Here is a 13874-nt window from a genome sequence, read left to right on the forward strand (position 1 = left end):
TGCCCTGGATGTGACCGTTCATCGGATCCCCATGTCCGATTAACGGTCATCCCATCAGGGAAATTGGGCCCCGGGAAGGCCGATTCACGGCGGGTCGTCACCGGTTGCGACCGGTCAGGCCTGATACGAGGCGAGTTCGACGACCGTGATGTCGGACGGAGCGCCGACCCGGACCGGGGGTCCCCAGGCGCCCGCGCCACGGGAGACGTAGAGCTGCGTGTCGCCGTAGCGCTCGAGGCCGGCGACGGTGGGGTTGGCGAGCTCGGCGAGGTAGTTGCCCGGCCAGAGCTGGCCGCCGTGGGTGTGCCCGGAGAGCTGGAGGTCGACGCCGTGTCGCACGGCGTCGTGGATGACGACGGGCTGGTGGGCCATGAGCACGGCGGCGCGGGCCCGGTCGCGGTCGCCGAGGGCCGCGACGAAGTCCGGGCCGTGGCCCTCGGTCTCCCCCTGCACGTCGTTGACCCCGGCGAGGTCGAAGTACGGGAGCGCCCGGCGGGCGTTCTCCAGGGGCGTGAGGCCGAGCTCGCGGACGTGGTCGATCCACTGCTGGGCGCCCGAGAAGTACTCGTGGTTGCCGGTGACGAAGTACGAGCCGTGCCGCGCGCGGAGCCGGCGCAGCGGCTCGGCGGCGCTGCCGAGGTCGTGGACGTTGCCGTCCACGAGGTCGCCGACGACGGCGATGAGGTCGGGCTGCGTGCGGTTGATCGTCTCGACGATGCGGGTGGTGTGGGCGTGGCCGAGGACCGGGCCGAGGTGGATGTCGCTGACGACGGCGATCCGGAAGCCGTGCGCGGCGCGGGGGAGTTTGGCGAGGGGGACTTGGACGCGCTTGACGCGGGGGCCGCGGAGGACGCCGTACGTGCCGTAGCCGACGGTGCCGGTGGCTGCGAGGGCGGCGGCGCCGCCGATCGCTCGTGCGACGAATTGGCGTCGGGTCGCCCCTGCGGGGTCCTGGACCGCCGGGCTCAGGCTCTGCTCGCGCGGGAGCGGGTCGTCGAGGGCGGTCGCAGGGCCCTGCGGGGCTTCTCCCCTACCCGCCCTTCCACCGTTCCCCGGGCTCCGCCCGGACCCGGAAAGACCCGGGGGCTCTGCCCCCGGACCCCCGCGCCTCAGACGCCGGAGGGGCTGGGGTGACTGGAGGGGCTGGATGTGCGCAGGCGCTCGGCGGAGGAGGAGGGCTCGGACCGGTTCGGCGAGCAGCATCGCCAGTGCCAGGTACAGGAGGACCGCGAGCCACATGTAACCCGGCCAGGCCACGGACTGTTGGAGCCAGAAGGGGGCACCGGCGCGGCCCGTGGTGAGGGCGGCCAGCGAGAGGAGCGGCAGGGTGAACGCGAGGGTGGTGCCGATCCGGCGCGCCGTGCCGCGCGGGACCGTCGTATCGCGGACCAGACGGATCCACAGCCAGCGGTGGACCAGGACCAGCAGGGCCAGGACCAGCACCGCGATCACCGCGAACATGGCGATCTTCACGCGTCCGGACCCGCGTCCGGATCCGCGTCCGAACCCCGGCGTGATTCACGCCGCAGAGCGAGGACGCCGCGCAACCCGATCACACCAACGGCCGTCCCCAGGAGAAAGGAGGCGATGGCCAGGAGAAGGTGTACCCAGAAGTAGGCCGTCGGCTCGCCCGCCGCGTCGAATGCCAGACCGCTGGCGTCCTTCCACAGGTTCCGGACGAAAGTTGCCCAGGACAGTCGGACACCCTTGCAACCTAGCGTATTGGCTGGTCGGGGCGCTAGAGAGCCCGCGCGGGCGGGTCCCCACATGGGGCGCGGGGCGCCGATGGCCAGTGTCGTCATGGGCCAATTCAACACCCCCGCCTAAGGGGCCACAGCGCCGGTTACATACTGGTGGGGAACGTCTCGCCCCCTTCTCGAAGGACATTCCCGTGAAGCTCAGCCGCGCCGCCTCTTGGTTCCTTGCAGCGTTCGGCGTCTGGTCATGGGTTATCTGGACGACGTTCGCTAAGAACCTGTGGAAGGACGGCAGCGGCCTTGCCTTCGATGACGCAGGAGACCCGACGGCGTACTTCTGGGTGCACCTGACTCTTGCTGTGGTGTCGTTCATTCTCGGGACGGCGGTTGGCGTGATCGGGCTGCGAAGCGTGCTCGCATACCGCAAGGCCAGGTAAGCGAAAGCCCCGCCCAGCGCATGGCCAGACGGGGCTTCTTGATGCTTGTGGGGCGCTACGGCCAGTGAAGCTCTCCCGGCATCGGGCCGGGGGTCAGCTCCTCCGCGTGCTCCGGACACGCCCACAAGGTCGTTCCAGGGCCGCTAGCGCTTTCAATGCGACGGACGGCTATTGGGGCCGTCGTGAGCTGATGGCACTTCACGCAAAGCGCTACGTCTCCGGTCGGGGGCGCGACTTGCAATCCTTCGACGGTCATGCGGCTGCCCCTGCCGTGTAACGCGAGTGGTCAGGTCCCGCGAGACCTTGCCAGTAGTCCACGCCGATCGTGACGAATGCTGCTGCGTAGCGCCTCTCCAGTTCTTCGACGGAGCACGTACGAAGCCGCATGGTCGCTTCGGCCGGTCGGAAGATTTCCCGCACCTGCGCTGCACTCGGGCCCGTCCAGGGTCGGGACCAGGGGCTCACTGAAGACGCGGGAACGGGGCGTTCTGCCAGATACTCCGCGCTGTGCCTGCCGGGCCGGCTGGGGGCGAGAAGGGACATCACCGCGGCAAGGATGTGGTGGATAAGATTGCGCATAGTCGGTCAGCTCCCTAAAGCTGTTTCGGCTGAGCCCCGGCGGACCGTTCCAGCGGTCTTCCGGGGCGCTTTCGTTTGGCGACGCTAGCCGTACCTGTATACCCCTGTCTACACCTAGCTATAGGTAGGCATGACTATGTCCAGATGCCGCCCCCTGTGTACGGTCGGTGCGTGGAGTACGACCCAACGCGCCCCAAGTGGGTTCAGATTGCCGACGTGATCCGGACGCGCATTGCGTCCGGTGAGTACGCACCCCTACACCAGCTGTCCGAAGTGCAGATGGAGCGGGAGTTTGGCGTGACTCGGGTGACCGTCAGGAAGGCCACCGCGGCACTCCGCGAAGAGGGGTTGATCACGACGACGCCGGGCATTGGATCCTTCGTCGCGGGGCGCCATGCTGGCTAGCCCCACCCCAGCACCCCAGGAGTAGGGCAGCCCATAGCGCGCTACATGGCCGCTCTCAGCTCCTCGCACACTTCTGTGCTGGACGGCCGGTCGGCAATGCGCCGACTCATCATCGCTTCGATCAGCTTCCCCAGCACCCCGGGCACGTTTACGTCCCGATGCGGCTTGTCCACGATGGCGCGGCGCTGCTCCCAGCGCTCAGCGTCATCCGGGTAATCCACGTGACGACTGCCGGTCGCACTGATGAACAGGGACGCCCCCAGGCCGTAGACGTCAGACTCGCGCGTCGGCACGGCGTAGCCGGTGCGCAGGACTGATCCCGAGATTTCCGGGGCTTCGTAGTGCACCAAACAGCCGTGGTACGAGAAATCGTACTCACGCGGGACCTTGCCGCCCTGGGCAAGGCCAAGGTCAATCAGGAAGGTTCCCGCCGACCGCCCAATGACGAAGTGCGCCGGCTGGACGTCACCGTGAACCCAGCCCTTCTCGTGAAGGGTTGCCAGTGCGACGGCGCACGAAAGAGCTTCGCCCAAATCGGGGGTGGGCGGGCTGGTCTCGAAGCGGTGCGGCTCCCACAGTTCATAGAGGCTGTCGCCGTTGCGCCAAGGCTGAGCGTTCCATGTGCCGTGCTCCCACTCGGCGCTGAGGATGCGCTCAGGGGTGAGCTGGCGAAGAACAGCGGCTTCCCGTGCGGGTGCAAGGGCCGTCCAGGTGTGCGTCTTCGACGGGTAGCCGACTTTGACGGCGTACGGACCGAAGCCTGTTTCGACCTTCCACACTGAGGACCCGCGGCGATTGGCAACCAGTGTCTTCGCCTTCGGGTTGAGGATCATGAGCGCACCGTTCGGCGGTTCAAACGGTCCTTGCAAGTGCATGTGATCACCTCCAATGGCGGAGCCGACCACCGGGCTTGGTGGTCGGCTCCGCGCGGTTCACGAGTATGGCGTCTGCGGGTCAGGCGGCCCGGTAGTCCCGGCCACAGTCCGAGTCGCACTGAGCGGCGCTCTGGCCGTCCACGATCCACAGGTCATCCATGACCATGAAGCCGGCCGCCTTCATGGCGTGAGCGGTGGCCTGTACCTCCTCGAGCACCCGGCCCCCGCCACCCGGACGGGGGTTGTGTTCCAGGAACACCCCCGCGTGCTTCTCGCAGAACTCGCGGTAGTCGCGGGTGTGCAGGATGAACCCGTGAAGGCCCTTGTCCACGTCGTCCGACGGCACCATCTTGACCGTGGCCGTACCGACGGTGGCGAGGAACGCGAGCGCCTGATCCGTGATGCGCTCCGCGCGGCCCCGGTCGGTCTCCCCGAAGTGGGCCAGCACGAAGTCAGCGATGCTGTCGAACAGTGCGGCCTCAACGAGGGAGCGGCCCGTCTTGAGGTCTTCCGATACTGCGGTCATTGCTGGTTCCTCCTGGTTAGTGGAGTGCTGGACTAGCTGTCGCCCCGGGCGCCTGTGTCGTTAGCACCTTCCTGTGCGCCCGGGGCGTACCCATCCCGTGAGGGGTGGGAGCATGCCCGCCCCTGCCAGGGGTCTTGCGCCGTGGGGTTGCGGATTGGCCAACCCGGCAGGGGGGAGTCAGTGGAAATGCGAAGTGGTCGCTAAGACCCTGTAGTCGGGGGTGAAGTCCCCCACCGGAAGTAGGGCAAGGTGGAGCCGTGTTCGGCCGTCGCGCTTTCCCCAAAAAGCAACCAGCCAGCCGCCCCCTTCGGGAATCTCGCGAAGCGACATGGCGTGGAGCTGGTCCCGGTTGTGAGCTTCCAACGCGCAGATCAACACGTCGGGGACGTCGCCGGCATAGGGGCTGGTGTCTGGATGGCAGCGCCGGGAGATGTGCGCTTGATGCACTCGCCACCATGCCCTTGCCCCGCATGTGTGAGTGCTGGGGGTGCGACCGCTCAACGTCTCATCACCAGCGCCGCCCCGAGGAAGAGACCGATGGAGCCGCTGATCATGATGATTACGAGCGGGCCCGCAAAGGACGCCACTCGGTCGTAGGCACGGCGGGTTGCCGACCGGCGCGAACGCACGTCGTGCACCGGGTCCGACACGGTTGGATTGCGTCTCTTGCCAGCACGAGAACTAGCGGCGGGTGCACCACCGAGAACCACCCTCTCAAGCTCCCCCGGAAGTTCGTCCAGCTCACGGGCGACAAACTCGCGGAAGCCCCGCTGTATGGCCGTTCGTTCCGCCTCGCTGAGCCGTTCACTGCTCACGGCTGCCCCCGGAACACGTCGCTGCTGTCCCTGACACCAAGCCGCACCCTGAGCTGATCTACTTCGTTCGGCTTCCTGGCGTCGGTCGGGTGCACCTGAAATTCGTAGCCCCCGCCTACCGGGCGCACGTGGAACACGTCGTCCAGGTAGTCCATGACGGTGCCCAGCCGGCCAGTGGGACCGTCTTTGACGAGCTGCCCAACGAAGGGTTCCCAAACGGTCTCTTGAGGGTCCTCAGGGCACTCGGGGGTACTCACGGCGTGCTCCTCAGTCTCACCGCAACGTGCGCCAACATGAGTGCGTCGCGGTCCCGTGCCAGAGCGGGTACGTCCAGCCAGTCCGGCGCCAGGCGGTGGAAGCTACGTGCGGCTATCGCGCTAGCCAGATCCACCATGTTGGCGGCCGTGCTGGTGGTCCTGGTGGTGCCGGGGGTGCTGGTCATCACGTTGCCTCCTCCTGACGTTGACGAACAGCAAACCGCTACAGGGAGTGCGGGGGTAGTTTCAGAGGGGTGGCATACCGTGGCACTTCGAAGGGCGAGGCGACACCGTGACAAAAGACGCGAATGAACCGTTAGCTGACGCACTCGGACGCTCGGGGCTCAGCAAGCGCGAGCTTGCACGACGGGTCCATGCCCGCGCAGTGGAGTGCGGGCATCCACACATTGCCCCCGATGCCACAGCGGTTCGTCGGTGGCTTGGAGGGGCTCAGGTTCGTTTGCCGCTGCCTACTCTCATCGCAGAAGTGCTATCAGACCACTTTGGGTACCGGCTCACGACTTGGGAACTCGGTCTCGCAGAACGGCCGGACCTTGACCGGTCGTTGAAGTACAGCCCATCGTTCAAGGTGACAGTCGATTCGGTGACTGAGCTTGGGAGAGCGGACATGAACAAGGCCACTCGGCGGCAGCTTCTTGCCGCTGCACCCTTCGCCGTTGCGGCCGGGGTTGGACCGTCGCGCGACTGGTTGGTCAACACGCTGGACCAGGATCCGGAGCCCGGCCCACGCGTCCGGCTTGAGGACGTCTCCACCGTTCGCAACATGTTCGCGCAGTTCCAGCAGATGGACGTGATGCAGGGGGGTGGAAGCGGCCGGCTTGCCCTCACCGAGTACATGAACAACCACGTGTACCCGCTGCTGCGCCGTACGCACTCGGAGGACGTGAGGCGGGCCCTTTGTGTCGCAGCAAGCGAGCAAACGTACTTGCTCGGCTGGATGGCGTTTGATGACGGGGAGCACGGCATTGCCCAGCGATACCTGATTCAGGCATTGCGGCTTGCCGAAGAATCCCGAGACGCAGCCCTCGGCGCACACGTCCTTGCCGGACTTGCCGATCAGGCAACTCTTACGGGTGATCCGGCGGAAGGAAGGCGGTACGCGCAAGCCGGCCGCCACGGACTCCGGGGGCAGTCGGCGGCGTGCCTGGCCGACCTGTGGGCACTGGAAGCCAGGGCGCTTGCGGCGCTCAAGGACAAGACGGCTACGGCAAGGGCGGTGGCTGAGTCGGAGCGCGCGTTCTCCACCGTGGACCCGTCCACCGAGCCGGAGTGGGCCAAGTTCATTGACCGTGCCTACCTGCACGGCGAGTACGCCAACGCGTTTCGCGATCTTGACGACCCTGCCAGCGCAGCAGAGCACGCGCGGGAGTCGATTCACGATGCGAACAAGCAGAATCGCGCTCGACGTGGTGCACTTTCGTACGCCGCGCTTGCGGCAGCCCATCTGCAAAAGCGAGAGCTGGATGCGGCCTACAAGGCGGGTGTTCGAACCCTGGAGCTGACGCGTCGTGTCCGCTCTTCCCGGTGCGTAGAGGCTGTGCAAGATGTGCAGCGCCGCATGATTCCGTTTGGCCACGATCGGCTAGTAGCGGACTTCAATGACCGGGTACGCGACTTGGCTGCGTAGACCAAAAGCGGCTCGAGCCTCAGTGTCGTCAAGGTCTCGGATTGACGAAGTCTTCCGGAAGTCTCTAGCCGCTCCGCGGACGGTCTGGCAGCCTGAGACCGCAGAAAGCCCCACCAGGGCATCGCAACTGTCCTGGTGGGGCTTTTTGTCATGCGGCTACTGCCGCCGGCATGGTTTCGGGCCAGTGCGTCCATGGCTCACTGGCCGGTACGAGACGGCCGGATTCGCTGGACTCCGCCCACTCGTAGTGACCGATGAGCGCCCCGTTCGGAACTGCGCGAACCAGGACCCGGAACCGCTTTGCCGGGTGCCCGGTCAGCAGACGCGCCGCCATCGTCGTGTACGTGCACAGCGCTCTGAGTAGCTGTGCCTCGCTGTTGATGTAGTCATGGGCGTCGGCCATGTACGGCCCGACCGGACGCCACTCCCAGCGTGAGCCCCGCTTGACGAAAACCTGTACTTCTAGCCGCGCCGTCGGCGCTGCCCCGTGCTCCATCATCCCAACCCCCGTTAGAGCAAAAGGGCCGGGCGTACCTCCCGTGTGCGCCCGGCCCCTGATGGTGCGTAAGTCAGTGGTGACTAGGTCCACTGACTATCGAGTGGGGCGGCAATAGTCACAGGCGCCGTCTCCGTGGGGGCTGGGGGTACAGGCACCGCATCCCAGCGGGAATCCGCGTTGGCAGCGGCGGCACCGCCCAGGACCAGAACGGCGCTGCCGACGACGGCAGCTATACCCCTCAGGACCCGGGCTCGAGGCTCAAATTTCTTCACTGAAAACTCCCTTGACAAATACTTCGCATCACCTAACGTGAGCAAACCATGGACTGTGACTTTCGGTACATATCGAGCGGTGCAACCGTTTGAACTTGCAGGCTGTCAAGTACATATGCAGACCGCATATGCCTTCGAGTCACGTTCTGTAGCTTGACGGGCACAGGCGCACCACAGCAAGCGCCAATGGGGTAGACGGTTCACAGCCGAAATTTTTTCAGGGGGCAAACGGTGATCAACTCGGACAAGGGGCGCAGAAAACCTTTCATTTCAGACGTAGCGCGCGAACTTCTCGGACGGCTGCACGCCGGCGAGCGCGCCAGCCGGGGAGAACCGGGCCTTGACGAGTTGCTGGCCCTGGGGCTGGCGTCGTGGGGGACGTCGGCGGGAACGTACATCGCGACGGACGCACGCACCGCGGAACGGTCGTACACACAGCGGGTCGCGCGGGACATCAGGGCAGCCATGCGAAGCGCTGAGGCCATGGCGGCACTTGCGGATGAGCTAACCGCGATGACCAACACCCCTGGGGCCAGTGGCGTTTGCGTTCTCGATGACGTCGATGACGTCGTTGTGGAGATCGGTCGTGCCACGACGGCCGCCACCAAGTGCATGCTCACGGCCCACCCGCGGATTCGGTCGCAGGAGACGTTGGATCTGGCTTGGGAGACCGACCGTGCTCTTCGTGAGAAGGGGCTCACGTTCCGAACGATCTATCTGGACAACGCGCGAAGCCGGCAGCCGGAAGCGGAGTACGTTGCCCGGATGACTGCCATCGGTGGGGAGATCCGCACTGCGCTGCCGCCCTTTGAGCGCATGGTCATTGTTGACGAACGGGTCGTCTTCCTGACGGATCACCACGGGGACCCGGCGCGCATCCCCGCCTTGATGGTGACCCACCCCAGCCTTGTCACGACGTTCGTGCACGTCTTCAATCAGCAGTGGGACCGGGCTGAGCCTTGGAACGGCGAGCCCCGCGCAACGGATTCCCTGACCACGCCGCGAAGCCGGCGGATGCTTCGCCGCTTGGCTGAGAACAAAAACATCAAGGCCATTGCCGGGGAGCTGGACGTCAGCCCCTCAACGCTGTACGCCGATCTCAAGGGCCTGTACGCGGCTACCGGAACGACTTCGGAGTTTGGACTTGGGATGTGGTGGGCCACGTCCGAACAGGCACGGCAGGAGCGTGAGAAGGACCGGTGACCCGCTTAGGTAACGCAAAAAGGCCCCCGCCATCTGGCGGGGGCTTCGTTGTAAGTCGTGCATGATTATGCGTTGCCGATGGTGGCCGCGTAGCGGCTTCCTTTTGCCCCGTAGGGGCTGAGCCCGCGCCGAAGGCGCTTAGGGGGCTCAGGGCGCTTGCGCCCCGCCCGCCAGGGCGGTTCTTTGCCTGCCCGCGCCGAAGGCGCTTAGGGGGCAGGCTTCCGCTATGGTCGCCCGTGGCCGTAGGCCACACAGGGGGCGACTCAGCCCGTAGAGCTGTCGATTAGGCACGGGAAAACCCCCGCCATCGCAACTGGCGGGGGCTCCCTCTGTCAGTAGTCGCGCGAGTGTCGAGCCTCGTAGATGCCGGCGTCTTCATCGACCGGCCACGCGTCGGCCCCGTTGTCTACGACGATGGGGCACCTTTGGTTTCCGCGCGGTTCGCGGTCCACGCAGTTGAAGTAACCGTTGTCACACACAAGACAATTGGTCATGGCTGCCTCACATCCACTTCATGCCGCAGGTGTCCCACGGTTGTACGTCGTTGTCGTACATGTACTCAGCGGTGATGAAGCGGGCTTCATCACGGTCCACGCGGCCCGCTACGTCCGCCAGGGTGGACCACCTGAGGACCACGATTCGGGTCTCTCCGTCGCGCCGCTTCCACACGACGGCCGGACGGTCCTCAACCCGTCCAATGGTCAGGGTGTCTATCACCGTGCTTTTCCCAAGCGTGTACTCATGCATGGGGGTGAAGACCTCGGACACTGTGACTCCCTTCGATCGCCCCGGGTCCCGGGGACGGGGACAGGTAGCCACACGGGGACGAGTGCTCAAAGCCCCGGTGCGCCCCGTAGGGGCAGGGGCTTTGACTCTTCCGGTGAACGCGCCGTAGGCGCCCGGAAGAGCGGTCCGCGCTTGCGCGGACTGGTTACCGGTGAACGCCCCGAAGGGGCCCGGTAACCACCCGAAGGGCCGCCAGGCCCGTAGGGCGGCTCACGGTCACGTGTGGCAACCTGCCCCCGCCCCCGGGCTAGTGTCTTGACCTTCGCTGCGCCCTGCTGCGCCCCACCCCGTCACGTGACGTGGTGCTCACCACTTCGGATGCGGCTGCCTCAGAGTGGCGGTGCGGAGCGGGGACCGGTCCACGGCCTCAGCGGAGTTGGCAGCGTCGATGATCCACGCTGCGAAGTTCCGCGCCTCAACGGGCGTGAGCTTCACCCGGTCACCCGGTACGGCCAGACTCAGGAAGTTCGGTTCACGGTCGCTGTGCCACGCGAGCACACGCCCCCCGTTCTTCGCCGTCAGCGTCGCCTTCGTCTCGCGGGTCACGACCATGTCACTTCTCCTTCTGAGCGTTGAGGGCACGCAGGTAGCGGAGTGCGTCACCGCGGGACATGTAGACCGTGGCAACGCTGCGCCCTTCCGGGTTGCGCAAGTGGAGATCCATTCCGGCATTGGCTGGCATGGCCGTGATGGTGCTGCCGTCGGCAGTCGTGTAGGTGATCACGCGGCGGCCTCCCACAGCTCCGCGAAGCGGACCTTGGCCTTGCTGCGGATGATGCGGACCTGACTCCGCGGTATCCCGTAGTCGGCTGCAAGTTCGTCGTCATGCTCGGCGCCGTAGTAGCTGACGGGCACGATGCCGGTAAGGGCCATGAGGACGGTTTCTTGATGGCCGCCCATGCGGGCCAGCGTGCGGCGGACCTTGACGGACGTCTGGTTGCGGCGCTCCCGCTCGAAGTCGCTGGGCTCAAGGAGGTCGGCGGGCACTTCGGCCTTGGATGCGAGCGCGTCAGCGAGGGTGAACGTTTCTGCGCCTTCGCTCTGGCCAAGGGGAGCGTCCAGGTACTCAACGCCCTGCCAGCTCAGCCGTGCGGCGTAGGCCGTCTCTGCGCACAGCCGTCGGTCCCCCAGGACTTCGGGGAGTACGGCCAGGCGCTCGGCTTCGTAGGGGTCCCCGCCGGCTTGGGAGAGCGCGGATTCGAAAGCGGCTGCCACGCTGCGGGAGACACCCGGGCGGGTCTCTTCCTTGCGGGTGTCGCTCATGACGCCCTTGAGCGTGCGGTCTACGTAGGCGAAGAACTCCGCCACGGTCGTACCGGAGAAGCGGCTCAGGCACTCCCACACGGCTATGCGGCCGGTCTGGGCAAGGTCTTCGGCAAGGGTGGCGTCTGTGCGGCCACGGCCGGTGGCGTACTTCCGCGCCAACTGGTTGACCCGGTCTTCGGTGGCTTCCACGACGGCGGTGACGGCCGCAATGTCGTTGGCCTTGGCGGCAGAAAGCTGGGCTTCGTTGAGCTGAATCAAGGGGGGCGCTCCGCGTGTTCCTGGGCTGGTTGCGCTCCCGGGGGGAGCGCGTGGGTTGCCCGGAACGGGGCGGAGCGTGCGCAAGACCTGAGTGACCGAAGCCAGCCGAAGCGTCTGGACATGCAGGGGCACGACAAAGCCCCGTCCGGATTCGCTCGGACGGGGCTTGCGCATTGCCTTCGTCGTCGCTGACGCCTACCTAAATTCGGAAAGCGAAAAGCGACCACGGGTTAGATATAGAATTAGACTGCTTGTCTTTTGGGGGTGGAATGGCTGTGATTTAGCCGGGACCGACCGTCAGACTTGGGCAGGAGGAATAGGTAAGGGGTTCTCCTTCTCAGGGATGACGGGAAGCGCCTCAGGTAACGGGCGGGTCACGGGGCAGTGCGTCACGTGACGGGGTGCTCAGAAGTCAGCGCCGTAGAGGGACCCCCACGACCGTTTTCCTACGTCGGCGGTGGCCACGATGGGCACGCCGAAGAGGTCCATCGTCATGGCCTTTTCAAACTCACGGGCGACTTCTTCGGCGTCCGCCGCCGGTGCCGACGCGAGGATTTCGTCATGGATCGGCAAGCGCATCAGGTGGCCGACGCCTGCCGCCTCGGCGTTGAGCATGGCCTGTCCCAACAGGTCACGGGCGGCCGACTGGCACTGATAGTTGACGACGGCGTATGTCCGATCACGGTCCAACGGCATGCGCCGGCCCGTGGCCGATACCGTGACCATGCCGGTTGCGCGGGCTTCGCGTTGCCAGCGTGCGGACGCTCGCTTGATCTCAGGAAACGCCCGGTCGTACTCCGCGAAGGCGCGGGCCATGTCCTCTTCCGGGGCACCCGTCTGGCGGGCTGCCGTACTGACTCCGCCCCCGTAGACCTTCGAGAAGCCAGCCCCCTTGAAAACTTTCCTGTCTTTCTCGTCGGCAGCCAATCCCTTGATTAGCTGAGCCGTGAACATGTGAATATCAAAGTCGGTTCCGCCGCCCTGGAACCCCTCCTTCATGCGGCGGACGTTTGCCAGCGCTGCCAGGACCCGCATTTCTACAGCCTGAAAGTCCGTACTGATGATTACGTGGCCTTCGTCGGCAAGAAGTGCGCGGCGAATCATCTGGTCCGAAGAGGGCAGCGTTTGAAGCGCCGGGCGGGTCACACTCATACGTCCCGTGCGTGCGGCCAATGACTGCACATTGGGGTGCACCCTGCCGGACGGATCCACCGTTTCTAGGAACGTCCCGACGTACGCGGACCGCCACTTTCCAGCGCGCTTCGACCTGAGCACGGCTTCGGCAAGGGGGTTGGGTGTGCGGGTGCCGAGACGCTGCCAACGAAGGTCCATGTCGGCCATGGCCAGCAAGACGTTCTTGTCCACCTTGAGGGCGCCGCCGGCCGTGCGGTCCGTCAGGGTTTCTCCCATGCCCAGCAGCGCGTCAGCTATCTGTCGGGTGCTGTTGACGGATTCGACTCCGTATCGGGCTGCCAGCACGGCGAAGGAGTCGGCCTCTTCGCCCAGCATGCCGTCAAGCTCACGCGTGTACGGCTGATCAAGGACCATGCCCCGGCGCTGCATGAGGGCGCACAGCCGGGAAATTTCGTGCTCGTACTCAACCAGCCGGTCACGGACGCCAAGGCGGTGGAGTTCTTCGAGTAGGCGGGGGTACAGCCGGGCCGTGAAGATCACGTCAAGTCCGGCGTACAGGTTGTACGTTGGGTTTCCCAGGTCGATGCGGGCAAAGCCGTTGGCCTTCGTGAGCCCCAGCCCGCGGAAGACCGTCGTGAGGTCTCCTTGGGTGTCGGGGGCCGTGCGGTCCACGTAGTACGCGGACAGGGGTTTGAGGCCCGACCCGATCCCCCCTTCTTGTGGCTGCCGGGGGTCAACCAGCGTGGCCATGACCTTCGTGTCACGGGTTCGCGGGGCCAGCTCTTCAAGCGGGATGCCGGCGTGCTGGTCCAGGACCAGCCAGTCAAAGGCCGCGTTGTGGATCAAGAACCGGCGGACCCGGGTCAGGGCCTCAAGGGCTGTTTGCCGGAAGGGCCCGCCCCGCTCCCAGTGGATGACCCACGCGTCGTGGGCGTCTCCGAACTGCACCGTGCGAAGTCGGTAGCCGCTGGAAAAGACATCGAGACCGCTGGTCTCTGTGTCCAGCGCGACCGGACCGCGCCGATTGGCTTCTGTAAGCCACGCGGTGAAGGCGTCAAGGTCTGCACGGTCCTGGGGAACGTGGACGGTAATGGTGTCGTCGGCCACGGGGTGGCGGTAGGTCTGCACTGTCTCTCCCCCCAGACAGCAAAAAGCCCACCCGGGGTCACCGAATGGGCTTTCTGCTGTCCTGTGTAGTTGGCTATGCGAGTAGGCGC

General features: G+C 65.8%; 13 protein-coding genes and 1 pseudogene. 4 read left to right on the forward strand and 10 right to left on the reverse strand.

From position 1 onward, the window contains the following. Nucleotides 1–114 precede the first annotated feature (114 nt). Both AB0M76_RS15085 and AB0M76_RS15090 read right to left on the reverse strand, forming a co-directional pair. Entirely contained in the window at nt 115–1461 is a 1347-nt protein-coding gene (locus tag AB0M76_RS15085) for a metallophosphoesterase (protein WP_365953551.1), read from the reverse strand. An 8-nt stretch (nt 1462–1469) separates the two neighbouring features. Beyond that, nucleotides 1470–1685, reverse strand: a pseudogene (locus AB0M76_RS15090) (hypothetical protein); the annotation flags it as partial. A gap of 206 nt (nt 1686–1891) precedes the next feature. Between AB0M76_RS15090 and AB0M76_RS15095 the strand changes: the two are divergent. After that, complete coding sequence (locus AB0M76_RS15095) at nt 1892–2134, forward strand: hypothetical protein (RefSeq protein WP_365953282.1); 243 nt, start codon at nt 1892–1894, stop codon at nt 2132–2134. 750 nt (nt 2135–2884) lie between these two features. Further along, entirely contained in the window at nt 2885–3118 is a 234-nt protein-coding gene (locus AB0M76_RS15100; protein WP_365953283.1) for a GntR family transcriptional regulator, read from the forward strand. A 41-nt stretch (nt 3119–3159) separates the two neighbouring features. Here AB0M76_RS15100 and AB0M76_RS15105 read toward each other — a convergent pair whose 3' ends face one another. From AB0M76_RS15105 to AB0M76_RS15115, 3 genes are all read right to left on the reverse strand, one after another. Next, on the reverse strand, nt 3160–3951 hold the full coding sequence (locus tag AB0M76_RS15105; RefSeq protein WP_365953284.1) for a protein kinase: 792 nt from the start codon (nt 3949–3951) through the stop codon (nt 3160–3162). A gap of 121 nt (nt 3952–4072) precedes the next feature. Then, complete coding sequence (locus AB0M76_RS15110) at nt 4073–4519, reverse strand: hypothetical protein (RefSeq protein ID WP_365953285.1); 447 nt, start codon at nt 4517–4519, stop codon at nt 4073–4075. An 811-nt stretch (nt 4520–5330) separates the two neighbouring features. After that, the gene (locus tag AB0M76_RS15115; protein WP_365953286.1) at nt 5331–5591 is read right to left on the reverse strand and encodes a hypothetical protein; all 261 of its coding nucleotides are present in this window, start codon (nt 5589–5591) and stop codon (nt 5331–5333) included. Between the two features lie 628 nt (nt 5592–6219). Here AB0M76_RS15115 and AB0M76_RS15120 point away from each other — a divergent pair. Then, the gene (locus AB0M76_RS15120; RefSeq protein WP_365953287.1) at nt 6220–7239 is read left to right on the forward strand and encodes a transcriptional regulator; all 1020 of its coding nucleotides are present in this window, start codon (nt 6220–6222) and stop codon (nt 7237–7239) included. Nucleotides 7240–8241: 1002 nt separating this feature from the next. Next, on the forward strand, nt 8242–9213 hold the full coding sequence (locus AB0M76_RS15125) for a hypothetical protein (protein WP_365953288.1): 972 nt from the start codon (nt 8242–8244) through the stop codon (nt 9211–9213). Nucleotides 9214–9714: 501 nt separating this feature from the next. On the opposite strand, the gene AB0M76_RS15130 is transcribed toward AB0M76_RS15125, so the two are convergent. From AB0M76_RS15130 to AB0M76_RS15150, 5 genes are all read right to left on the reverse strand, one after another. Then, nucleotides 9715–9981, reverse strand: coding sequence for a hypothetical protein (locus tag AB0M76_RS15130; protein WP_365953289.1), 267 nt, complete (start codon nt 9979–9981; stop codon nt 9715–9717). A gap of 324 nt (nt 9982–10305) precedes the next feature. Beyond that, complete coding sequence (locus AB0M76_RS15135; protein ID WP_365953290.1) at nt 10306–10551, reverse strand: hypothetical protein; 246 nt, start codon at nt 10549–10551, stop codon at nt 10306–10308. 1 nt (nt 10552) lies between these two features. Then, nucleotides 10553–10723: a hypothetical protein gene (locus AB0M76_RS15140; RefSeq protein WP_365953291.1), complete on the reverse strand. Its 171-nt coding sequence runs from the start codon at nt 10721–10723 to the stop codon at nt 10553–10555. After that, the gene (locus tag AB0M76_RS15145; protein ID WP_365953292.1) at nt 10720–11523 is read right to left on the reverse strand and encodes a sigma factor; all 804 of its coding nucleotides are present in this window, start codon (nt 11521–11523) and stop codon (nt 10720–10722) included. The genes AB0M76_RS15140 and AB0M76_RS15145 overlap by 4 nt, the downstream gene beginning before the upstream one ends. Before the next feature lie 405 nt (nt 11524–11928). After that, the gene (locus AB0M76_RS15150) at nt 11929–13764 is read right to left on the reverse strand and encodes a DNA polymerase (protein WP_365953293.1); all 1836 of its coding nucleotides are present in this window, start codon (nt 13762–13764) and stop codon (nt 11929–11931) included. Between the last annotated feature and the right edge of the window lie 110 nt (nt 13765–13874).

It is taken from the genome of Streptomyces sp. NPDC051364, assembly GCF_040682115.1.
Classification (GTDB): Bacteria; Actinomycetota; Actinomycetes; order Streptomycetales; family Streptomycetaceae; genus Streptomyces.

What these genes read in the sequence shown, in the direction of transcription:
- AB0M76_RS15110 (WP_365953285.1), bottom strand. Translation starts at nt 4,519, where the DNA reads ATGACCGCAGTATCGGAAGACCTCAAGACGGGCCGCTCCCTCGTTGAG.
- AB0M76_RS15085 (WP_365953551.1), bottom strand. Translation starts at nt 1,461, where the DNA reads ATGTTCGCGGTGATCGCGGTGCTGGTCCTGGCCCTGCTGGTCCTGGTC.
- AB0M76_RS15105 (WP_365953284.1), bottom strand. Translation starts at nt 3,951, where the DNA reads ATGATCCTCAACCCGAAGGCGAAGACACTGGTTGCCAATCGCCGCGGG.
- AB0M76_RS15120 (WP_365953287.1), top strand. Translation starts at nt 6,220, where the DNA reads ATGAACAAGGCCACTCGGCGGCAGCTTCTTGCCGCTGCACCCTTCGCC.
- AB0M76_RS15135 (WP_365953290.1), bottom strand. Translation starts at nt 10,551, where the DNA reads ATGGTCGTGACCCGCGAGACGAAGGCGACGCTGACGGCGAAGAACGGG.